16 protein-coding genes are annotated in these 22,256 nt (G+C 70.1%); 3 read left to right on the top strand and 13 right to left on the bottom strand.

Translation table 11 applies throughout. The features are described 5' to 3' along the window. Position 1: 1 nt before the first annotated feature. Together ACFVDP_RS10475 and ACFVDP_RS10470 are read right to left on the bottom strand one after the other, a co-directional pair. Positions 2-1,222 carry an outer membrane lipoprotein carrier protein LolA gene (locus ACFVDP_RS10475; protein WP_383486457.1) on the bottom strand — a complete coding sequence of 407 codons (1,221 nt, stop codon included), beginning with the start codon at positions 1,220-1,222 and terminating at the stop codon, positions 2-4. A gap of 220 nt (positions 1,223-1,442) precedes the next feature. Beyond that, complete coding sequence (locus tag ACFVDP_RS10470; protein ID WP_383486453.1) at positions 1,443-2,453, bottom strand: polyprenyl synthetase family protein; 1,011 nt, start codon at positions 2,451-2,453, stop codon at positions 1,443-1,445. 305 nt (positions 2,454-2,758) lie between these two features. Here ACFVDP_RS10470 and ACFVDP_RS10465 point away from each other — a divergent pair, with 305 nt between their 5' ends. Beyond that, the gene (locus tag ACFVDP_RS10465; RefSeq protein WP_383486450.1) at positions 2,759-4,264 is read left to right on the top strand and encodes a peptide MFS transporter; all 1,506 of its coding nucleotides are present in this window, start codon (positions 2,759-2,761) and stop codon (positions 4,262-4,264) included. A gap of 9 nt (positions 4,265-4,273) precedes the next feature. Beyond that, positions 4,274-6,283, top strand: coding sequence for a CocE/NonD family hydrolase (locus ACFVDP_RS10460; RefSeq protein WP_383486448.1), 2,010 nt, complete (start codon positions 4,274-4,276; stop codon positions 6,281-6,283). A 300-nt stretch (positions 6,284-6,583) separates the two neighbouring features. Here ACFVDP_RS10460 and ACFVDP_RS10455 read toward each other — a convergent pair whose 3' ends face one another. The 3 genes from ACFVDP_RS10455 to ACFVDP_RS10445 form a co-directional block, all read right to left on the bottom strand. Beyond that, on the bottom strand, positions 6,584-7,387 hold the full coding sequence (locus tag ACFVDP_RS10455) for an HAD family hydrolase (protein WP_383486446.1): 804 nt from the start codon (positions 7,385-7,387) through the stop codon (positions 6,584-6,586). A 167-nt stretch (positions 7,388-7,554) separates the two neighbouring features. Then, entirely contained in the window at positions 7,555-8,757 is a 1,203-nt protein-coding gene (locus ACFVDP_RS10450) for an FAD-dependent oxidoreductase (RefSeq protein ID WP_383486443.1), read from the bottom strand. 95 nt (positions 8,758-8,852) lie between these two features. Then, the gene (locus tag ACFVDP_RS10445) at positions 8,853-10,103 is read right to left on the bottom strand and encodes an ATP-grasp domain-containing protein (RefSeq protein ID WP_383486440.1); all 1,251 of its coding nucleotides are present in this window, start codon (positions 10,101-10,103) and stop codon (positions 8,853-8,855) included. A gap of 284 nt (positions 10,104-10,387) precedes the next feature. On the opposite strand from ACFVDP_RS10445, the gene fahA reads away from it, so the two are divergent. Further along, positions 10,388-11,635: a fumarylacetoacetase gene (fahA, locus tag ACFVDP_RS10440; protein WP_383486437.1), complete on the top strand. Its 1,248-nt coding sequence runs from the start codon at positions 10,388-10,390 to the stop codon at positions 11,633-11,635. 210 nt (positions 11,636-11,845) lie between these two features. Here fahA and recQ read toward each other — a convergent pair whose 3' ends face one another. From recQ to nuoH, 8 genes are all read right to left on the bottom strand, one after another. Then, positions 11,846-13,816, bottom strand: a complete 1,971-nt coding sequence (gene recQ / locus ACFVDP_RS10435; RefSeq protein WP_383486434.1) for a DNA helicase RecQ — start codon at positions 13,814-13,816, stop codon at positions 11,846-11,848. 161 nt (positions 13,817-13,977) lie between these two features. Continuing rightward, positions 13,978-15,627, bottom strand: a complete 1,650-nt coding sequence (nuoN, locus tag ACFVDP_RS10430) for an NADH-quinone oxidoreductase subunit NuoN (protein WP_383486431.1) — start codon at positions 15,625-15,627, stop codon at positions 13,978-13,980. An 8-nt stretch (positions 15,628-15,635) separates the two neighbouring features. Then, complete coding sequence (locus ACFVDP_RS10425; protein WP_383486428.1) at positions 15,636-17,210, bottom strand: NADH-quinone oxidoreductase subunit M; 1,575 nt, start codon at positions 17,208-17,210, stop codon at positions 15,636-15,638. A gap of 5 nt (positions 17,211-17,215) precedes the next feature. Then, complete coding sequence (nuoL, locus tag ACFVDP_RS10420) at positions 17,216-19,111, bottom strand: NADH-quinone oxidoreductase subunit L (RefSeq protein WP_383486426.1); 1,896 nt, start codon at positions 19,109-19,111, stop codon at positions 17,216-17,218. A 15-nt stretch (positions 19,112-19,126) separates the two neighbouring features. Further along, positions 19,127-19,426: an NADH-quinone oxidoreductase subunit NuoK gene (nuoK, locus tag ACFVDP_RS10415; RefSeq protein ID WP_111663767.1), complete on the bottom strand. Its 300-nt coding sequence runs from the start codon at positions 19,424-19,426 to the stop codon at positions 19,127-19,129. Beyond that, on the bottom strand, positions 19,423-20,238 hold the full coding sequence (locus ACFVDP_RS10410; RefSeq protein WP_383486422.1) for an NADH-quinone oxidoreductase subunit J: 816 nt from the start codon (positions 20,236-20,238) through the stop codon (positions 19,423-19,425). Before ACFVDP_RS10410 ends, nuoK begins: the two co-directional genes overlap by 4 nt. Beyond that, positions 20,235-20,873, bottom strand: coding sequence for an NADH-quinone oxidoreductase subunit NuoI (gene nuoI, locus ACFVDP_RS10405; protein WP_383486419.1), 639 nt, complete (start codon positions 20,871-20,873; stop codon positions 20,235-20,237). The genes ACFVDP_RS10410 and nuoI overlap by 4 nt, the downstream gene beginning before the upstream one ends. Further along, entirely contained in the window at positions 20,866-22,245 is a 1,380-nt protein-coding gene (gene nuoH / locus ACFVDP_RS10400; RefSeq protein ID WP_383487309.1) for an NADH-quinone oxidoreductase subunit NuoH, read from the bottom strand. The genes nuoI and nuoH overlap by 8 nt, the downstream gene beginning before the upstream one ends. Positions 22,246-22,256: the final 11 nt, after the last annotated feature.

The raw sequence follows: 22,256 nt of genomic DNA, 5'->3' as shown, positions 1-22,256 counted from the left end.
CTCAGCCCGCGTCGGCCGCCTTCACCAGCGCGTCCTTGGTGACCGCTCCGGCGTAGACCTTGCCGTCCTGCGTGACCAGGACGTTGACCAGGCGCGTCGAGTAGACCGTGCCCGAGCCGAAGTCGCCCTTCACCTGGTCCCCGAGGGAGCTGAGGAACTTCTGGGCGTCACCCGGCATGTCGGCGGTGCCCGCACCCGAGGCCAGGCCCGCCGCGTCCTTCGGCAGCTTCAGCTCGGCGATCGAGGTCCAGCCCTTGCCGACCACCGTCAGCCCGTCGAGCCCGTCGAGGCCTTCCGCGCCCTTGAACTCCTCGTGCCCCTTCGCCGCCCGGTCCCCGGCCGCCGGCTTGTCGGCCTCGGTGACCTTGGTGCCCTTCGCCGGCTTGAAGTCGAAGGTGGAGGCGGCGGGCTTGCCGAAGTCGACGCTGGTGAAGCCCGCGTCCACGACGGCCGCGCCGCCGCTCGCCGGGGTCAGCGTGAACTTCAGCGGCGTACCGGTCTTCGCGTCCACGGACACCGTGACCGCGCCGACCGTCGAACCGGACTGCTTGGGCTTGATCTGCAACCGGTACGCGTCCCGGCCCGCGACCTGCGCCGTGCCGTCGACGGTGACCGACGTGGTGTCGCCGGACGCCTTGAGGATCCGGTCGGTCAGCTCCTTGGGCGTGGCGGGCACCTCGGACCCGCGCTGCTTCTTCTGGTCCTTGCCCGAGGGGCTGTCCGCGGTGGCGTGGTACGCCTCGTCGGACGCGCTGTCGTAGGCCCACAGGTCGTCGCCGTTGTGGATCACGCTGTACTCGGACGCGCTGTCGAGCACCGACAGCTTCTGCCGGTCCTGGCCGTCCGCGGCGACCCGCAGCGTGTGGGTGCCGCTCGCCAGCTCGGTCAGCTTCTCCTTGGGATCGGCCGACGAGGAGCCCTTGTCGCCGCTCCCGCCGCCGAACGTGGACGCGGCGCCGCCCAGCGAGGGCAGCCCCAGATCCGTGTGGATCTTGACGGTGCCGGACATCTGTTCGGTGTCCGACGCGGCGATCTTCTCGATGAGCTGCTGGGCGGTGACCTTCGGCAGGTCCGGATCGCCGGAGTCGGCGAGCGCCGGGACCAGCCCGATCGCCGCCGCGGCCACCCCCACCACGGCCACGGGGACCGCGTACCGGACGGCTTTGCGGCGTACGGCGCTCTGGCCGGCGCCCTGACTGTCTTCCGTGTCGTACGGTGCCATGTCTGTTGCCCTACCTCCGTGATCGGCGGCGGCGTCCACCCCAAGCCGCCATTCTCACCCGAATTGGTCGGGAGTGGTGTACTCAATCTGACCAAACCGGCCACACGGAGGCGTCAGCCCGCGGGATCAACTCCGCGTACACCTACGGGATGACACGGAGGGGCCGACCCTCGGGTGTGACCTGCGTCACACTCGGCTCGACCCCTCTGCCGCGACCGTCCTAACCGGCGCGGTGCACCACCGCGTCGCACAGCTCCACCAGCGCCGCCTTCGCCTCGCACTCCGGGAGCGGGGCGAGCGCCGAGCGGGCGTCCTCCGCGTACCGGACGGTGTCCCTGCGGGCCTGCTCAAGGGCCGGGTGGGCGCGCAGCCGGGAGACGGCCTCGGCGAGCCGGTCGTCGTCGGAGAGGTCGCCGTCGAGCAGCTCGACGAGCTCCCTGTCCTCCGCGAGGCCCAGGCGCTCCGCGCGCTCGCGCAGCCGCAGCACCGGCAGCGTGGGGATGCCCTCCCGCAGATCGGTGCCCGGGGTCTTGCCGGACTCGTGCGAGTCCGAGGCGATGTCGAGCACGTCGTCGGCGAGCTGGAAGGCGACGCCGAGCCGCTCCCCGTACTGCGTCAGGACATCCACGACGGTCTCGTCGGCGCCGGACATCATGGCGCCGAAGCGGCAGGCCACGGCGACCAGCGAGCCGGTCTTGCCGCCGAGCACGTCCAGGTAGTGGTCGACCGGGTCGCGTCCGTCGGACGGGCCCGCCGTCTCCAGGATCTGGCCGGTGACCAGGCGCTCGAACGCCTCCGCCTGGATGCGGACGGCGTCCGGGCCGAGGTCGGCGAGGATGTGCGACGCGCGCGCGAAGAGGAAGTCCCCGGTGAGCACGGCCACCGAGTTGCCCCAGCGGGTGTTGGCGCTGGGCACCCCGCGGCGCACGTCCGCCTCGTCCATCACGTCGTCGTGGTAGAGCGTCGCGAGGTGCGTGAGCTCGACGACGACGGCGGAGGGCACGATGCCCGGCGCGTACGGGTCGCCGAACTGGGCGGCGAGCGCCACGAGCAGCGGCCGGAACCGCTTGCCCCCGGCGCGGACCAGGTGCTGGGCGGCCTCCGTGATGAAGGGAACCTCGCTCTTGGTGGCTTCGAGCAGTCCTTCCTCGACAGCCGCCAATCCGGCCTGGACATCGGCTTCGAGAGCCGGGTCCCTCACGCTGAGACCGAAAGTCCCGACGACGGTCACGAGTGGGTCTCCTGTCTGCTGACGATCACGACGATCACATGGCGAAACTCGGTCGATCTCGGCCGGTCTCCCGACCGGTCCCGACGGCGCTCCCGACCTCGCTCGCAACGTCGCTCCCGGCTTCGATCTCGATCGATCATTCGGTCGATGACGCGGATTGTCGATGTGTCGCTGCCATCACCCAAGTCAGCGTATCCGGTCGCGTTTCGATCACAGGGGGCACCTGCCCGTGCAACCCAGATCGAGCGGGTCCCAGACACCCCCGGTATGTTCTTGATCAGCCGATACGACCGGGAGTACGCCACTTGTCCCGCACCGCCACCGACCCCGACAGCGGGGCCGACCAGCCGCCGCCGGGCGACGACACCGCCTTCTTCGGGCAGCCGCGCGGGCTGCTCACCCTGTCGGGCCTGGAGGTCTGGGAACGCTTCTCGTTCCTGGGCATGCAGGCCATTCTCGTCCTGTTCTTCGCCGACACCGTCGCACACGGCGGCATGGGCATGGACCCCGGCACGGCCGCGTCGGTCTCGGCCGCGTACGGCACGCTGGTCTATCTGGTGTCCGTCGCGGGCGGCTGGCTCGCCGACCGGATCCTCGGTTCCTACCGGGCCGTGCTGTGGGGCGGCATCCTGATCGCCTGCGGCCACTACTCCATGGCGGTACCGACCGCCACGATGACCTGGGTGGGCCTGGGCCTGATCAGCGCCGGCACCGGCCTGCTCAAGCCGAACGTCGCCTCCATGGTCGGCAAGCTCTACCGCACCGACGACGAGCGCCGTGACGCCGGCTTCGCGCTGTACTACATGGGCATCAACATCGGCGCGTTCGCCGGTCCGCTGATCACCGGCTGGCTCGGTGACCACAAGGGCTGGCACTGGGGCTTCTCCGCGGCCGCGGTCGGCATGACCTTCGGCCTGATCCAGTACGTGGCCGGCCGCCGTCACCTGGCCGGGCGCAAGGCCACCGCCGAGTACCGGCTCCCCGACGACGCGCTGCGCCGGGCGATCCGCACGATGGCCGTCGGCGCCGTCGTCGTCGCCGCGCTCGCCGCGATCCTCGCGGTGGCGGGCTGGCTCACCATGGACCGCTTCGTCGATCTGCTGACGATCGTCTCGGTGATCGCGCCGGTCGTGTACTTCGTGGTGATGTTCCGGAGCCCGCGGGTCACGGCGGAGGAACGCGGACGGCTCAGGCCCTACGTGGTCCTCTTCCTGGCCTCCGTCGCCTTCAACTTCATCCTGTTCCAGGCCTACTCCACGATGATGCTGCTGGCCTCGACGAACGCCCGGACCGAGATCTTCGGCTTCCACTTCCCCGCCAGCTGGTACGCCTCCGCGCTCGGCGCCTTCGAGGTGGCGCTCGCGCCCGTCGTGGCCACCGTGTGGGCGCGGATGGGCCCGCGCCAGCCGCACGCCTCCAACAAGATCGCCATCGGCGTGATCCTCGGCGGCCTGTCCTTCCTCCTCATGGTGCTGCCCACGTCCGGGCACAGCGACGACACGTACCTGATGTCCGTCTGGTGGATCGTCGGCTCGTACCTGCTGCTCGGCCTCGGCGACATCCTGCTGGAGACGTCGGGCATGTCGGCGACCACGAAGCTCGCCCCGAAGGCCTTCGCCAGCCAGACGATGTCGCTCTGGTTCCTCTCCCTCGCCCTCGCCAACGGCATCCAGGCACAGACCGTGAAGCTCTACGGCGAGGTCTCCAACCCCGCGTACTTCGGCGTCAACGGCGCCATCGCCGTGGCGGTCGGCGTCGCCGTGATCGCCCTGGCGCCGTGGCTGCGGCGCACCATGCACCCCGTTCACTGAGGTATTCCCATGAGCCCTGCTTCTCCCCGCATCCAGACCGAGTTCCCCTACGGCACGACCCGCGAGGACCTCCGGGTACCCCTCTCCGACGGGACGACGCTCTTCGCCCGCGTCTGGCGCCCGGTCACCGACGAACCGGTTCCGGTGCTCCTCGAATATCTCCCGTACCGCCTCTCCGACTGGACGGCGCCGCGCGACTGGCAGCGCCACCCCTGGTACGCGGGCCACGGCTACGCCTCCGTACGCGTCGACGTGCGCGGCCACGGCAACTCCGAGGGCCTGCCGGGCGACGAGTACGACGCCCAGGAACTCAGCGACGGCGTCGAGGTCGTCAACTGGCTGGCCGAGCAGCCCTGGTCGTCCGGCAAGGTCGGCATGTTCGGCATCTCCTGGGGCGGCTTCAACTCCCTCCAGATCGCGGCCCTGGCCCCCGAACCGCTGAAGGCGATCGTCACGGTCTGCTCCACGGACGACCGCTACGACAACGACGTGCACTACACCGGTGGTTCAGTCCTCGCCGTCGACATGCACGCCTGGGCCGCCACCATGCTGGCGTTCGTCTCGCGTCCGCCGGACCCGCAGTTCGTCGGCGACGGCTGGCGCCGGATGTGGACCGAGCGCCTCGAAGCCGTCGACCCGTTCATCCACACCTGGCTGAAGCACCAGACCCGCGACGACTACTGGCGGCACGGCAGCGTCTGCGAGGACTACTCGGCGATCAAGGCCGGCGTCCTCGCGGTCGGCGGCTGGCACGACCCGTACCGCGACACGGTGCTGCGGCTGGTCGAGAACCTCCCCGACGGCCAGGTGCGCGGTCTGATCGGCCCGTGGTCGCACCAGTACCCGGACCGCGGCCTGCCGCCGGGCCCCGCGATCGGCTTCCTCCAGGAGACGCTGCGCTGGTGGGACCACTGGCTGAAGGGCGAGGACACCGGGGTCATGTCCGAGCCGAAACTCCGCTCGTACATCAGCGACTCGCACCCGCCCGCGACCGTCTACGACGAACTGCCCGGCCACTGGGTCGGCGACCCGTCCTGGCCGTCCCCGAACGTCACCCCCGTGAGTTACGCGCTTCAGGGCTCCCCCGTCCTCGTCCGCTCCCCGCAGCACACGGGCCTCGACGCGGGCCGCTTCTTCCCGTTCGGCAACGACGCCGACCTGCCGCCCGACCAGCGCGACGAGGACGCCAAGAGCGCCTGCTTCGAGTTCGAGGTGCCGCAGGACGTCCAGGTGCTCGGCCGTCCCCGCGTCACCCTGCGGGTGACGTCCGACGCCTCGCGCGGGCAGATCGTGGCGCGGCTGTGCGACATCGCGCCGGACGGCTCGTCGACCCTGGTGACGCGCGGCGTCCTCAACCTGTCGTCCCGGCACGGCCGCGCGGCGAACGTGCCGTGGCTGCCCGGCTCGACCGAGGACGTCACCTTCGAGCTGAACGGCATCGGCCACGCCTTCCCGGCCGGCCACCGCATCCGGCTCGCGCTCTCGTCGGCGTACTGGCCGTGGGTGTGGCCGCAGGCCGGTTCGCAGGCCGGGTTCACGCTGAACCCGGTCGGCAGCACGCTGGAACTCCCGGTCAGGTCGGCCGAACCGGGCGGCACCATCGGCTTCGAGCCCCCGGAGCAGTCCCCGCCCCTCGGCGTCGTCTACCCGGCATCCCTGGAGGAGCAGCGCCCCGAGCGGCTCGCCGTCCGGGACGTCGCCAAGGGCGAGTGGAAGCTGGAGGTCGACCCGCGCTACGGCGGCACGCGCGTCTACCCGGACGGCCTGGAGTTCACCGAGGACGCGCTGGAGACGTACATCGTCCAGGAGGACGACCCGCTCTCCGCCCGCACCCGCTCCGACTGGTCGATCCGGCTGCACCGGCCGGACATGGCGTGGGACGCGACGGTGCAGACGCGGTCCGAGATCTCGTGCACGGCGACCGAGTTCCTCACGTCGAGCGAGGTGGTGTGCCGGGACGGCGGCGAGATCGTGTTCCACCGGACGTGGGAGGAGCGCATTCCGCGCACGGCGGGGTGATGTGTTCGGCTGCGGGCCCGGTGGGGGCTGGTCGCGCAGTTCCCCGCGCCCCTAAAACCAGTTTCCACGCGCGGCTCTCGTCGTGGCCGGTCGCGCAGTTCCCCGCGCCCCTGAGATGCGCACTTCGTGCGGCATCTCATCGACGAAGCTGCGCGCAGCGCATGCTTCAGGGGCGCGGGGAACTGCGCGAGAAGCGGCCACCGGCCCGCGCACGACCGACAACCCGATAAGGGGCGCGGGGAACTGCGCGACCAGCCCCCACCGGCCCGCAGCCGGACGACAGCCCGGAGCCGGCGCGGCTCAGCCGAAGAGGCGCTCCAGGACGACGGCCACCCCGTCCTCCTCGTTCGACGTGGTGACCTCGTCGGCGACGGCCTTCAGCTCGGGGTGGGCGTTGGCCATGGCCACGCCACGGGCGGCCCAGCCGAACATCGGTACGTCGTTGGGCATGTCCCCGAAGGCGATGGTGTCGCCGGGACCCACCCCCGCCCGCTCGGCCGCGAGTTCGAGCCCGGTCGCCTTGGTCACGCCGCGCGGCTGGAGTTCGACGGTGCCGGGCCCCGACATGGTGACGGTGGCGAGCGGGCCGACCGCCGCCCGCGCCACGGCGGCCAGTTCGTCGTCGGCCAGCGAAAAATGGCGCAGAAGCACCTTGCTGATCGGCTCCGCCCACAGGTCCGCCCGCCGGTGCACCCGCACGGCGGGCAGCGTCGGATGCGGCATCAGGTAGCCGGGCTCGATCAGCGTGAGCCCGTCCACCCCGTCCTGGTCCACGGCCGCGTACACCTGCCCGACCTCGGCCTCGATCTTCCCGAGCGCCTGCTCGGCCAGCTCCCGGTCGAGGGTGAGCGACCACAGCAGCCGGTCGTGCGCCGCGTCGTACAACTGCGCGCCCTGCGCACACACCGCGAGCCCCGCCCCGCCGAGATCGCTGAGCAGCGGCTGCACCCGGGGTGCGGGCCGCCCGGTGACCACGATGTGCCGGGCCCCCGCCGCGGCGGCCCGCGTGAGGGCGTCCCGCGTTCGGTCGGAGACGGTGTCGTCCCCTCGCAGCAGCGTGCCGTCCAGGTCAGTGGCGATAAGTGCATATGCGGGTGCGGGCATGATCCGAAGAATACGGACCGACGGCACCAGGGACCCGACGCGTACCGGCCGCCCTTGCGCCGATCGACCGGCCCGGGCAGCGGTGACCGTCTTGTCATCTCTTCGGGTCAGTGTGCGGTCACCGGATGACGCGCTCCGATCGGCCGGCCCGGTTCCGGAAACGGCGGCTACCCGTGCCGTGCCGCGAGATGCCCGGCCAGCCGCGGCGAGGCGAACTCCGTGCCGCACACGAACCGCATCACCGGACCGTACGACGACCCGCCGAGCATGCCGGTGAAGTACAGGCCGGGAACCGACGACACGTATCCGGGGCCGAGCCGCGGTGTCCCCCGGCTGGCCGAGAGCCGCGTGCGCAGGCCGTCGCCGAGGAACGGCATCGCCGCCAGGTCCACCCGGTATCCCGTCGCCGCGATGACATGGTCCGCGCCCAGCTCCTCGCGCCGCCCGCCGTGCGTGCGCACCTGTACCACCGGCGCACCGTCCGCCACCGTCACCCGCTGCACCGCCGCGACCTCGCGCACGGTCACCTTGCCCTCGAACCGCTCCCTCAGCCACCACGCACCGAGCGGACCGAGCACCCGCTTGACCAGGTAGTGCCTCACCCCGGGCGGCAGTTGGCGGTACTGGTGCGGGTAGTACGTGAGCGCGTACAGCGACCAGGCGTTGCCGAACGGCGTCGCCGGGCGCAGCCGCGACTGCTCCCAGGGCGGCGCCCCGAACCGCACCCGGCCCTGACCGCGCGCCACGACCCGCACGCTCGCCCCGGCCTCGGCCGCCAACGCCGCCGTCTCCAGGGCGGACTGGCCCGCGCCGACGACGATCAGCTCCTTGCCGGAGAACCGCGTCAGGTCGTGGTGCTGGGCGCTGTGCGAGAGCGGGCCCGTGGGCGAGGGCCCGTCCGGCACGGCCGCGGCGAACTCGCGCGGCAGATGCTCCAGACCGGACAGGCCGGAGGCGACGACCACGGCGCGCGCGGTGAACTGCTCGCCCGAGTCCAGCTTCAGCTCGAAGCCCGCGGTGCCGCGCCGGTCGACCGAGACGACCCGCACCCGCTCCAGGCCGGGCACGAGGCGCTGCTGGAACCAGTCGCCGTACGCGACGAAGGTCTCGGCGCTGATCAGGTCCTCGTCGGTGACGAGGCGCCGGACGCCGGCGGCGTCGCAGTAGTCCACGAGATCGTGGCCGTGCTGGGGCGCGTCGATGTTCGACGCGGACGGGACCGACTTGAGGGTCATGCCTTCGGGCATGTGCGAGCGCCAGCTCACCATGGGCTCCCCGAAGACCCTGACAGGAAGGCCGCGCGCCCGCAGGTGCGCGGCGGTGGACAGGCCGTACGGGCCCGCGCCGATGACAGCTACCGGATGGATCACGAAGTCCCCTCCCCGGGACGGCAGTCGAACTGCCACTGCGTCTCTTGCTTCGCGGTACCGCTCGCCGGCCCCGCCCCGCTGGACGGGGATGCCGGTCAGACGGAGGTGCCGGTGGTGCCGCCGCGGCGGTTGGTCCGCCACAGCTGGTAGAGATGCCGGGCGCCCGGACCGACGAACCGGGCCAGCATCGTGAAGAACGGCCGCGGGTCGTCCGCCGCCCACCACGCCAGCTCCGTGCCGCTCGCGCGGGACGGGGCGTGCGGGGTCGTGTAGCCGCTGCGCCGGTACGCGAGCAGGGCCGGCAGGTCGATGTTCTCGACGATGTACCGGTGTCCCGCCCGCTGTTCCCCCTCCGGGACGTCACGGCCGGTGAGTTGCAGATGCATGGCGCGGACGACGTCGACCCCCGCCTCGTTCTCGAAAAGGCGGAACTGGGCGCCCATCCGCGGGTTGAAGTCCAGGAGTTTGTACAGCCCGTCGCGCCGGTCGAAGCGCAGGTCGAGGTCGATGATGCCGGTGAAGCCGATCTGTTTGATGAACCGCGCGGCGAGGTCGAGGAGTTCCGGATTGTCCACGACGTACGCGTGTGCCGTCATGCCCGCGTGCGGGGGCCAGGAGCGGACCTTGACCCCGGTGAACATCGCCCGGGGCTCGGAGTCCTGGTCGAAGTACGCGTGCACGATCCAGTCCTCGGCGTCCTCGCGCGGCAGGTACTCCTGGAGGATCACGCCGGGCCGCTCGCCCCAGTCCCGCGCCAGGTCGCGCAGTCCCTCGGGGGTGGCGATGCGGGTCGTCCCGGCCACCGCGGGGTGCGCGCGGCGGGTGAACGCCTCCCGGTTCTTGGCCACGACCGGAAAGCGGGCCTTCGCCGCGAACTCCTCCAGGTCCGCCCGGCTCTCGGGAAAGGCCGCCGCCGGTGACGGGATCCCGTGCTCCGCGCACAACTCGTGCAGACCCTGCTTGCTGGCGAGGCGCCGCGGCAGCGCCGCCTCGACGGGCGGAAAGAGATATCCCGCGTCGGCCAGCGGGCCCTGGTGCTCGGCGATGAGCACGGCCGCTTCCTCGTCGGTCGGGATCATCACCGCGGGCCGGCCGATCCGCTTCGCGGCTCTGAGCAGCCCCTCGACCAGGCGCTCCGGCGGTTCCGCCCCGGTGGTCCGCCAGGGAAAGGCCCGGTACAGATAGCGGGAGGCCGCGGCCGGCGTGTAGCGGTCCTCGGTGATCGCGTACATGGGGACGCCGAGACGGCCCAGACTGCGGATGGCGCCCACTCCTCCGTGGTGCAGCGGATAGTCGCCGAACTTCACGATGAGGCCCGGCACCTCGCGGTCCACGGCGAACGGCACCCGTCCAGCGTCACTGCGCGCGTCACCGGCTTTTCTGGCCACGGGTCCCCCCACGTGTCCCGATCCCCCTTCGAACCCGGATCCACCCCGTCCGCGTCCGCCGGACATAGACGCTATGACGGAACTGACCGATCCATCAACGGGTCATTCGGACATTGCGAACTCTTTAGACACTGCCCGAACTACCTGCGCCCACGTAACGTGTGGCCCGTCTGTGTGATCCACCCCTGTGACCCACCCCGTGACCCACCCTGTGACCCACCTGGAAAGTGAGGCACGTAGGCATGGCAGCCGCAGCCGCGTCCGAGCACACCCCGCTCGACCCGCTCGACCTCCCCGAAGGCCACCCCTTCGGTTCGCACAACCTCCCTTACGGAGTCTTCAGCCGCGCCGGTGAGAGCCCCCGCGTCGGTGTCCGGCTCGGCGACCACGTCCTGGACGCGGGCGCGGCGGCCGAGTCCCTCGGCTCTCCCCACGGCCCGCTCTTGGCCCGTCCCACGCTCAACCCCCTGCTGGCTGCGGGCCGTTCGACCTGGTCCGACGTGCGCCGCGCGGTGACGGCGTGGGTGACGGACCCGGCCCACCGCGACACGATCCGCCCCCACCTGCACCCGCTCTCCGACGTCACGCTGCACCTCCCCTTCGAGGTCGCGGACTACGTCGACTTCTACGCGTCCGAAAACCACGCCACGAACCTCGGCAAGCTGTTCCGCCCGGACGAGGCGGCCCTGAAGCCCAACTGGAAGCATCTGCCGGTGGGTTACCACGGCCGCGCCGGCACGATCGTCGTCTCCGGCACCGACGTGGTCCGCCCCAGCGGCCAGCGCAAGGGCCCGCAGGACCCGGTCCCGGTCTTCGGCCCGTCGGTCCGTCTCGACATCGAGACCGAGGTCGGTTACGTCGTCGGGGTGCCGTCGCCGCAGGGCACCTCCGTGCCGCTCGCCGCCTACCGTGACCATGTCTTCGGGCTGTGCCTGCTCAACGACTGGTCGGCGCGCGACATCCAGAACTGGGAGACGGTGCCGCTCGGCCCGCACCTCGGCAAGTCCTTCGCGACCTCGATCTCCGCCTGGATCACGCCTCTTGAGGCCCTGGACGCGGCCCGCGTGCCCGCTCCCGAGCGCACGGAGCAGCTCCTCCCCTACCTGGACGACGCCGCCCCCGGGCTGGAGCCGGCGGGCTACGACCTGCACATCACGGTCGCGCTCAACGGCGACGTCGTCTCCGAGCCGCCCTTTTCCGGCATGTACTGGACCGGCGCGCAGATGCTGGCCCACATGACGGTCAACGGCGCCTCCTTGCGCACCGGTGACCTCTACGGCTCCGGCACCGTCAGCGGCGCCGGCGACCATGAGCGGGGCTCCCTGATCGAGCTGACCTGGAACGGGCAGCGTCCGCTGAAGCTCTCCGAGGGTGAGCGGGGTTTCCTGGCGGACGGCGACGTGGTGACGATGACCGCCTGGGCCCCCGGCCCCGCCGGCACCCGGGTAGCCCTGGGCGAGGTAACGGGCCGCATCGTGGCCCAGCCGTAGCGTCTGCCCCACGGGGCTTCCTCGCGACCTGCGGCCCGGTGGCCGCTTCTCGCGCAGTTCCCCGCGCCCCCGAGGCAGGCGCTGCGCGCCGCCTCCCCTTGATGGAGACAGCGCACGAAGTGCGCATCTCCAGGGGCGCGGGGAACTGCGCGACCAGCCACGACGAAAGCCGCACCCGAAAACCCGCCCACCGTCAGCCGGCAGCGACCGTCACCAGTCGACATCCTCCGGCTCGGGCTCCGGCCCGAAATCAGGCTCAGGACCGGGGTCGAACTCCGGCACGCGCTCGACGGAACCCCCACCGTCGAGCCCGGCCAGAACCTCAAGCACCCCCGGCCCCCACGTGGCCAACTTCTTCTCCCCGACCCCGCCGAGCGTCCCCAACTGCCCCAACGACGTGGGCCGCTGAAGAGCGATCTCCCGGAGCGTGGCGTCATGGAAGATCACATACGCCGGCACCCCGTTCTCCTTGGCCTGCGCCCCGCGCCAGGCCCGCAGCGCCTCGAAGACGGGCAGCAGCTCGGCGGGCAGATCGGCCGCGACGGTCTTGGCCTTGCGCTCCCGCGAGCCAGAGCCCGACCCCGACCCCGACCGGGAAGCCGCCGGCTTCGGCGCTTCCTTGCGCAGCCGTACCTCACGCTCCCGCCCGAGCACACTCCCGCTCTCCTCGGTGAGGACGAGCGTCCCGAACTCGCCCTCGACCGCGACGAGCCCCTGCGCGAGCAACTGCCGCACCACACCGCGCCATTCGTTCTCGGTCAGCTCCTCGCCGATGCCGAAGACGGACAGCTGGTCGTGGTCGAACTGGATGACCTTGGCGCTGCGCTTACCGAGCAGGATGTCGATGATCTGCCCCGCGCCGAACTTCTGCCGCCGCTCCCGGTCGAGCCGCACCACGGTGGACAGGATCTTCTGCGCGGCGACCGTGCCGTCCCAGGTCTCGGGCGGGGTGAGGCAGGTGTCGCAGTTTCCGCACGCGGCCGATGCCTCCTGGCCGAAGTACGTCAGGAGCTGGGCCCGCCGGCACTGCGCGGTCTCGCAGAGCGCCAGCATCGAGTCCAGGTGGGAGGAGGCCCGGCGGCGGAACGCCTCGTCGCCCTCCCCCATGTTGATCAGCTTGCGCTGCTGCACCACGTCCTGGAGCCCGTACGCCATCCACGCCGTGGACGCGAGGCCGTCGCGGCCCGCGCGGCCGGTCTCCTGGTAGTACCCCTCGACGGACTTCGGCAGGTCGAGGTGGGCCACGAACCGTACGTCCGGCTTGTCGATGCCCATGCCGAACGCGATGGTCGCGCAGACGACGAGGCCCTCCTCGCGCAGGAAGCGGGACTGGTGCGCCGCGCGCGTCCCCGCGTCGAGGCCCGCGTGGTAGGGCACCGCCTCGATCCCGTTCCTGCTGAGGAACTCGGCGGTGGCCTCCACGGACTTGCGCGACAGGCAGTACACGATGCCCGCGTCGCCCTCGTGCTCCTGCTTGAGGAAGGTCAGCAGCTGCTTCTTCGGCTCGGCCTTGGGCACGATCCGGTACTGGATGTTGGGCCGGTCGAAGCTGGCCACGAAGTGCCGGGCCCGCGGCATGCCGAGGCTCTGGGTGATCTCCTGGTGCGTGGCGTGCGTCGCGGTCGCCGTGAGGGCGATGCGCGGCACGTCGGGCCACCGCTCGCCGAGCACGGACAGGGCCCGGTACTCGGGCCGGAAGTCGTGCCCCCACTGGGCCACACAGTGCGCCTCGTCGATCGCGAAGACGGAGATCTTGCCGCGCGAGAGGAGGTCGAGGGTGCTGTCGAGGCGGAGCCGCTCCGGCGCGAGGTAGATCACGTCCAGCTCGCCGGCCAGGAACTCGGCCTCGACGGTGCGCCGCTCGTGGAAGTCCTGCGTCGAGTTCATGAACCCGGCGCGCACGCCGAGCGCCCGCAGCGCGTCCACCTGGTCCTGCATGAGCGCGATCAGCGGCGAGACGACGACCCCGGTGCCGGGTCTGACCATGGCCGGGATCTGATAGCAGAGGGACTTGCCGCCACCGGTGGGCATCAGGACGACGGCGTCACCGCCCGCCACGACGTGCTCGATGATCGCTTCCTGCTCACCGCGGAATGCGTCGTACCCGAAGACGCGGTGGAGCGTGGCAAGGGCCTCGCTCTCCGTACCCGCGGCGCCCTCGCGCTCCGTCACCTCGCTCATACCCTCTGTCCCGTCCATCGTCCGACTGCTCCCGCCACGATAGGGGTCCGCACCGACAACCCCGAAAGTTATCCACAGGCTCAGGACACCCGCCGCGGAAACGGAGGTGCCCGGCACCCCTCCCAGGGCGCCGGGCACCGGCTCACGCGTACGGGACGGCGTTACCGGACGAACACTCCGGCCTGGCTCGCCAGGTCCAGGAAGTACTGCGGCGCGAGCCCCAGCACAATCGTGACCGCCACGCCCACGGCGATCGTCGTCATGGTCAGCGGCGACGGCACGGCCACGGTCGGCCCGTCCGCCTTCGGCTCGCTGAAGAACATGAGGACGATCACGCGGATGTAGAAGAACGCGGCGATCGCCGAGGAGATCACACCGACCACGACCAGCGCGCCCGCGCCGCCTTCGGCCGCCGCCTTGAACACGGCGAACTTCCCGGCGAAGCCGGAGGTGAGCGGGATACCGGCGAAGGCCAGCAGGAACACGGCGAAGACCGCCGCGACCAGCGGCGAGCGCCGGCCGAGGCCCGCCCACTTCGACAGGTGCGTCGCCTCGCCGCCCGCGTCGCGCACCAGCGTCACCACGGCGAAGGCGCCGATGGTCACGAAGGAGTACGCGCCCAGGTAGAACAGCACCGACGAGACGCCCTCGGGCGTCGTCGCGATCACACCGGCCAGGATGAACCCGGCGTGCGCGATCGACGAGTACGCGAGGAGCCGCTTGATGTCGGTCTGGGTGATCGCGACGATCGCGCCGACGAGCATCGTGACGATGGCGACGGCCCACATGACCGGCCGCCAGTCCCAGCGAAGGCCGGGCAGGACCACGTACAGCAGGCGCAGCAGCGCACCGAAGGCGGCCACCTTGGTCGCCGCCGCCATGAAGCCGGTGACGGGCGTCGGAGCGCCCTGGTAGACGTCCGGCGTCCACATGTGGAACGGGACGGCGCCGACCTTGAACAGCAGGCCCATGACGACGAGCGCGACGCCGATCAGCAGCAGCGCGTCGTTGCCCATCGTGTCGGCGAGGGCCGGGTCGATGGTGGCGACCGACCCGTCGACGACGCTCGCGACGGTGGCGTACGAGACCGAGCCCGCGTAGCCGTAGAGCAGCGCGATGCCGAACAGGGTGAACGCGGATGCGAAGGCGCCGAGCAGGAAGTACTTGACCGCGGCCTCCTGCGACACGAGCCGCTTGCGGCGGGCCACGGCGCACAGCAGGTACAGCGGGAGCGAGAAGACTTCCAGGGCGATGAAGAGCGTCAGCAGGTCGTTCGCCGCGGGGAAGACCAGCATGCCGCCGATCGCGAAGAGCGCGAGCGGGAACACCTCGGTCGTCGCGAACCCGGCCTTGACGGCGGCCTGTTCACTCTCGCTGCCGGGGACGGACGCGGCCTGCGCGGCGAAGGAGTCGACGCGGTTGCCGTGCGCCTCCGGGTCGAGCCGCCGCTCGGCGAACGTGAAGATCGAGACCAGACCGGCCAGCAGGATGGTGCCTTGGAGGAAGAGGGCCGGGCCGTCGACGGCGATCGCGCCCATGGCCGCGATGTGCGCCTTGGTCGTCCCGTACCCGCCGGCCGCGAGGCCGACGACCGCGGCGAAGGCCGCCGCGAGGGCCACGACCGACAGGAACACCTGGACGTAGTAACGGGACTTACGCGGCACGAACGCCTCGACCAGGATCCCCAGGACGGCGGCACCGATGACGATCAAGGTCGGGGACAATTGCCCGTATTCGATCTTCGGTGCGTCGATCTTGGAGATCGGGTCGGCCGCCGTTGCCCACAGGCTGTGGACGACTGGAGCACTCACCAGGGAACTCACTTGTGAGCCGCCTCCACTTCCGGCTTCGGGTCCTTCTTGTGGACGTCGGACATGGTGTGCTTGACCGCCGGGTTCACCAGCTCGGTCAGCGGCTTCGGGTAGACACCCAGGAAGATCAGTACGGCGATCAGGGGGACGACGACGGTCAGCTCGCGCGCCTTCAGGTCGGCGATGCCCTCGTTCGACGGCTTCACCGGGCCGGTCATGGTGCGCTGGTAGAGGACCAGCGTGTAGAGCGCGGCCAGCACGATGCCGATCGTGGCGATGATGCCGATGACCGGATAGCGCGAGAACGTGCCGACCAGGACCAGGAATTCACTCACGAACGGGGCCAGGCCCGGCAGTGAGAGCGTCGCCAGACCGCCGATCAGGAACGTGCCGGCGAGCACCGGGGCGACCTTCTGCACGCCGCCGTAGTCGGCGATGAGCCGCGAGCCGCGCCGCGAGATCAGGAACCCGGCGACGAGCATCAACGCGGCTGTGGAAATACCGTGGTTGACCATGTAGAGCGTCGCGCCGGACTGGCCCTGGCTGGTCATCGCGAAGATGCCCAGGATGATGAAGCCGAAGTGCGAGATCGACGCGTACGCGACCAGCCGCTTGATGTCCCGCTGGCCGACCGCGAGCAGCGCGCCGTAGACGATGCTGATGAGCGCCAGTACGAGGATCACCGGCGTCGCCCACTTACTGGCCTCCGGGAACAGCTGGAGGCAGAAGCGGAGCATCGCGAAGGTGCCGACCTTGTCGACGACCGCCGTGATCAGTACGGCGACCGGGGCCGTGGCCTCGCCCATCGCGTTCGGCAGCCAGGTGTGCAGCGGCCACAGCGGGGCCTTCACCGCGAAGGCGAAGAAGAAGCCGAGGAAGAGCCACCGCTCGGTGCTGGTCGCCATGTCGAGCGAGCCGTTGGCCCGGGCCGCGGCGATCTCCGAGAGCGAGAAGCTCCCGGCGACCACGTACAGACCGATGACGGCCGCCAGCATGATGAGCCCGCCGACCAGGTTGTAGAGGAGGAACTTGACGGCCGCGTACGAGCGTTGGGTCGCGGCCTCCTTCTCGCCGTGCGGTCCCGCGCGGTCCCCGAAGCCACCGATGAGGAAGTACATCGGGATGAGCATGGCCTCGAAGAAGATGTAGAAGAGGAAGACGTCGGTGGCCTCGAAGGAGATGATCACCATCGCCTCGACGAGGAGGATCAGGGCGAAGAAGCCCTGCGTCGGCCGCCACCTCGTGTTCCCGGTCTCCAGCGGGTCCGCGTCGTTCCAGCCCGCGAGGATCACGAACGGGATGAGCAGCGCGGTCAGCGCGATGAGCGCCACCCCGATGCCGTCCACACCCAGCTCGTAGCGGACTCCGAAGTCCCTGATCCAGGAGTGCGATTCGGTCAGTTGGTAGCGCGCGCCCGACGGCTCGAAGCGCACGGCGACCACCGCCGCGACCACCAGCGTCGCGAGCGAGAACAACAGCGCCAGCCACTTGGCCGCCGTGCGCTGCTTCGCAGGTACGGCGGCCGTGGCGATGGCGCCCACGGCCGGCAGTACCGCCGTCGCTGTCAGCAGAGGAAAGGACATCGGTATCAGACCGCCCTCATCAGCAGGGTCGCCGCGACGATGACCGCCGCACCGCCGAACATCGAGACGGCGTACGAGCGCACGTAGCCGTTCTGGAGCTTGCGCAGCCGGCCGGAGAGGCCGCCCACGGAAGCCGCCGTGCCGTTCACCACTCCGTCGACCAGGGTGTGGTCGACGTAGACCAGGGAGCGCGTGAGGTGCTCGCCGCCGCGGACCAGGACCACATGGTTGAAGTCGTCCTGGAGCAGGTCCCGGCGGGCCGCCCGCGTGAGCAGCGAACCGCGCGGGGCGACGACCGGGACCTCCCGGCGCGCGTACAGCGCCCAGGCCAGGCCCACACCGATCACCAGGCAGACCATGGTGGCCCCGGTGACCACGCCCGCGCTGATCGGCGCATCTCCGTGGTCGTGACCGGTGACCGGCTCCAGCCAGTGCAGGAAGCGGTCGCCGATCGAGAAGAAGCCACCGGCGAAGACCGAGCCGATCGCGAGCACGATCATCGGGATCGTCATGGACGACGGCGACTCGTGCGGGTGCGGCTCGTGGCCCTCGGCATCCGGCTGCCAGCGCTTCTCACCGAAGAAGGTCATGATCATCACGCGGGTCATGTAGAACGCGGTGATGGCCGCGCCGAGCAGGGCGACGGAGCCGAGGATCCAGCCCTCGGTGCCCCCCTTCGCGAACGCCGCCTCGATGATCTTGTCCTTGGAGAAGAAGCCGGACAGGCCCGGGAAGCCGATGATGGCCAGGTACCCGAGACCGAACGTCACGAAGGTGACCGGCATGTACTTCCTGAGGGCGCCGTACTTCCGCATGTCGACCTCGTCGTTCATGCCGTGCATGACCGATCCGGCGCCGAGGAAGAGCCCCGCCTTGAAGAAGCCGTGCGTCACCAGGTGCATGATCGCGAAGACGTAGCCGATGGGACCGAGGCCCGCGGCGAGGATCATGTAGCCGATCTGCGACATCGTCGAGCCGGCCAGCGCCTTCTTGATGTCGTCCTTCGCGCAACCGACGATCGCACCGAACATCAGCGTCACCGCGCCGACGATGGTGACGACGAGCTGCGCGTCCGGCGCGCCGTTGAAGATCGCGCCGGAGCGGACGATCAGGTAGACACCCGCGGTCACCATGGTCGCGGCGTGGATGAGGGCCGAGACCGGGGTCGGGCCCTCCATCGCGTCCCCGAGCCAGGACTGCAGCGGCACCTGCGCCGACTTGCCGCACGCGGCGAGCAGCAGCATCAGGCCGATGGCGGTGAGCCTGCCCTCGCTCGTGTCACCGACGCTGTCGAGCACCGGCCCGAAGGCGAACGTCCCGAACGTCGTGAACATCAGCATGATCGCGATGGACAGACCCATGTCACCGACACGGTTGACGATGAACGCCTTCTTGGCGGCGGTGGCCGCGCTGGGCTTGTGCTGCCAGAAGCCGATGAGGAGGTACGAGGCGAGGCCCACGCCCTCCCATCCGACGTAGAGGAGCAGGTAGTTGTCGGCGATGACGAGGAGCAGCATCGCCGCGACGAACAGGTTCAGGTAGCCGAAGAAGCGGCGGCGCCGCTCGTCGTGCTCCATGTAGCCGATCGAGTAGATGTGGATCAGCGTGCCCACACCGGAGATCAGCAGGACGAACGTCATCGACAGCTGGTCCAGCTGGAAGCCGACGTCCGCCTGGAAGCCCTCGACGGGGATCCAGCTGTACAGATGCTGGGTGAGCGTGCGGTCCTCCGGCCCCTTGCCGAGCATGTCGGAGAAGAGCACGACGGCGATGACGAAGGAGACGGCCGCGAGCAGCGTGCCGAGCAGATGACCCACCCGGTCCAACGCCCGCCCGCCGCACAGCAGTACGGCCGCTCCGAGCAGTGGCGCCGCGACGAGCAGCGCAATCAGGTTGTTCACGTTTCCTCCGACCCCTTACAGCTTCATCAGGCTGGCGTCGTCGACCGAGGCCGAGTGGCGGGAACGGAACAGCGACACGATGATCGCGAGCCCCACGACGACCTCCGCGGCGGCGACGACCATCGTGAAGAACGCGATGATCTGGCCGTCGAGATTGCCGTGCATCCGGGAGAACGCGACGAACGCGAGGTTGCACGCGTTCAGCATCAGCTCGATGCACATGAACACGACGATCGCGTTCCGCCTGATGAGGACGCCGGTGGCGCCGATGGTGAACAACAGACAGGCGAGATAGAGGTAGTTGACCGGGTTCACTTCGACGCCTCCTCGCTGCGCTCCAGGCGCTCTGCCGACCGCTGCTCCAGAGCCTTGAGGTCATCGAGCGCCTCACCGGAGACGTCCCGGATCTGGCCGCGCTCGCGCAGCGTCTGCATGACCGTGAGCTCCGAGGGGGTGCCGTCGGGCAGCAGGCCCGCGATGTCCACGGCGTTGTGCCGGGCGTAGACACCCGGGGCGGGCAGCGGCGGGAGGTGCTTGCCCTCGCGCACGCGCTGCTCGGACAGCTCCCGCTGGGTCTTGGCCCGCTCGGTGCGCTCGCGGTGCGTGAGCACCATCGCGCCGATGGTCGCGGTGATCAGCAGGGCGCCGGTGATCTCGAAGGCGAAGACGTACTTGGTGAAGATGAGGGTCGCGAGGCCCTCCACGTTCCCGTTCGCGTTCGCCTTGCCCAGGCCGTTGAACTGCGTCAGTGACGCGTTCGCGATGCCTGCGATCAGCAGGATGCCGAAGCCGAGACCGCACGCGGCGGCGAGCCAGCGCTGCCCCTTGATGGTCTCCTTCAGGGAGTCGGCGGCGGTGACGCCGACCAGCATGACCACGAAGAGGAACAGCATCATGATCGCGCCCGTGTAGACGACGATCTGGACGATGCCCAGGAAGTACGCCCCGTTGGCCAGGTAGAAGACCGCCAGGATGATCATGGTTCCGGCCAGGCACAGGGCGCTGTGCACGGCCTTCTTCATCAGGATCGTGCACAGCGCGCCGATGACGGCGACGGTGCCGAGGACCCAGAACTGGAAGGCCTCGCCGGTGGAGGTGGAGTAGGCGGCGGCGAGCTGGGCGCTCATGCTTCCACCTCCTCTGCCTCGACGCCCTCTGCGGCCTTGTCGTCCGCGGAGGGCTTCTCGCCCTTGGAGACCGCCACCTGACGCTCGGTGCCGGGGGCGGCCTCGGTGACCAGGCCCCGGTAGTAGTCCTGCTCGTCCATGCCCGGGTAGATCGCGTGCGGGCTGTCGACCATGGTGTCTTCCAGGCCGGAGAGCAGCTGCTCCTTGGTGTAGATCAGGTTGGCCCGGCTGCTGTCCGCGAGCTCGAACTCGTTCGTCATCGTGAGCGCGCGCGTGGGGCACGCCTCGATGCACAGGCCGCACAGGATGCAGCGGGCGTAGTTGATCTGGTAGACGCGGCCGTACCGCTCGCCCGGGGAGTAGCGCTCCTCCTCGGTGTTGTCCGCGCCCTCCACATAGATGGCGTCCGCCGGGCAGGCCCAGGCGCACAGCTCGCAGCCGACGCACTTCTCCAGGCCGTCCGGATGGCGGTTGAGCTGGTGCCTGCCGTGGAAGCGGGGAGCGGTGGTCTTCTGCTGCTCCGGGTACTGCTCGGTCAGCCGCTTCTTGAACATGGCCTTGAAGGTCACGCCGAAGCCGGCGACCGGATTCATGAACCCGGGGCTGGTGTCCTTCTCGTTCGTCTCGTCAGCCATCGGACGCCTCCTTTCCGTCACGAGCGTCACTCGGTCCGTCACTCGCAGTATCGGGGCCGCCACTGACAATCAACTCCCGCTCATGGCGCGGGCGTCGGCGCGGGACGGGCGGCAGGGCCTGTCCGGGCAGCGGCGGGACGGGGAATCCGCCCGCCATCGGGTCGAAGGCCGCGGGCTCCTCGGCCGCACCGCCCTCGGTGGACTGCTTGGCGCCCCGGTCGCGGAAGATGTCGACGACGAACGACAACAGCAGGAGCACGAGGATGCCGCCGCCGACGTACAGGGCGATGTCGGCGAAGTCGTAGTTCTCGTTGCGCAGCGTGCGCACGGTCGCCACCAGCATCAGCCACACCACGGAGACCGGGATGAGGACCTTCCAGCCGAGCTTCATCAGCTGGTCGTAGCGCACGCGGGGAAGCGTGCCGCGCAGCCAGATGAAGAAGAACAGCAGCAGCTGGACCTTGATGACGAACCAGAGCATCGGCCACCAGCCGTGGTTCGCGCCCTCCCAGAAGGTGGAGATGGGCCAGGGTGCGCGCCAGCCGCCCAGGAAGAGCGTCGTGGACACCGCGGAGACCGTCACCATGTTCACGTACTCGGCGAGCATGAACATCGCGAACTTGATGGACGAGTACTCGGTGTTGAAGCCGCCGACGAGGTCGCCCTCGGACTCCGGCATGTCGAACGGTGCGCGGTTCGTCTCGCCGACCATCGTCACGATGTAGATCAGGAACGACACCGGCAGCAGCACGATGTACCAGCGGTCGTGCTGCTGGGCGACGATCTCCGAGGTCGACATCGAGCCCGAGTACAGGAACACCGAGGCGAACGCGGCGCCCATCGCGATCTCGTACGAGATCATCTGCGCGCAGGACCGCAGGCCGCCGAGCAGCGGGTACGTCGATCCGGACGACCAGCCGGCGAGCACGATGCCGTAGATGCCGACGGAGGCGACCGCGAGGATGTAGAGCATCGCGATCGGCAGGTCGGTGAGCTGCATCGTCGTACGGTGGCCGAAGATCGAGATCTCGTTGCCGGCCGGGCCGAACGGGATGACGGCGATCGCCATGAACGCGGGGATCGCGGCGACGACCGGCGCCAGGACGTAGACGACCTTGTCGGCGCGCTTGACGATCAGGTCTTCCTTCAGCATCAGCTTGATGCCGTCGGCGAGCGACTGGAGCATGCCCCAGGGGCCGTGCCGGTTGGGGCCGATGCGCAGCTGCATCCAGGCGACGACCTTGCGCTCCCACACGATGGAGAACAGCACGGTCACCATCAGGAAGGCGAAGCAGAAGACCGCCTTGACGACGACCAGCCACCACGGGTCGCGGCCGAACATCGACAGGTCTTCGAGCGCGAGCGGGCTCAAGCCCAGGGGAC

This window comes from Streptomyces sp. NPDC057694, from assembly GCF_042799415.1.
Classification (GTDB): Bacteria; Actinomycetota; Actinomycetes; order Streptomycetales; family Streptomycetaceae; genus Streptomyces.
This window is presented reverse-complemented; position numbering and strand designations above follow the sequence as displayed.

Bases quoted from the DNA above. Each gene is read 5' to 3' on its own strand.
- recQ (WP_383486434.1), bottom strand. From the start codon at position 13,816: ATGAGCGAGGTGACGGAGCGCGAGGGCGCCGCGGGTACGGAGAGCGAG.
- fahA (WP_383486437.1), top strand. From the start codon at position 10,388: ATGGCAGCCGCAGCCGCGTCCGAGCACACCCCGCTCGACCCGCTCGAC.
- ACFVDP_RS10410 (WP_383486422.1), bottom strand. From the start codon at position 20,238: ATGAGCGCCCAGCTCGCCGCCGCCTACTCCACCTCCACCGGCGAGGCC.
- ACFVDP_RS10455 (WP_383486446.1), bottom strand. From the start codon at position 7,387: ATGCCCGCACCCGCATATGCACTTATCGCCACTGACCTGGACGGCACG.
- ACFVDP_RS10475 (WP_383486457.1), bottom strand. From the start codon at position 1,222: ATGGCACCGTACGACACGGAAGACAGTCAGGGCGCCGGCCAGAGCGCC.
- ACFVDP_RS10425 (WP_383486428.1), bottom strand. From the start codon at position 17,210: ATGTCCTTTCCTCTGCTGACAGCGACGGCGGTACTGCCGGCCGTGGGC.
- ACFVDP_RS10460 (WP_383486448.1), top strand. From the start codon at position 4,274: ATGAGCCCTGCTTCTCCCCGCATCCAGACCGAGTTCCCCTACGGCACG.
- nuoI (WP_383486419.1), bottom strand. From the start codon at position 20,873: ATGGCTGACGAGACGAACGAGAAGGACACCAGCCCCGGGTTCATGAAT.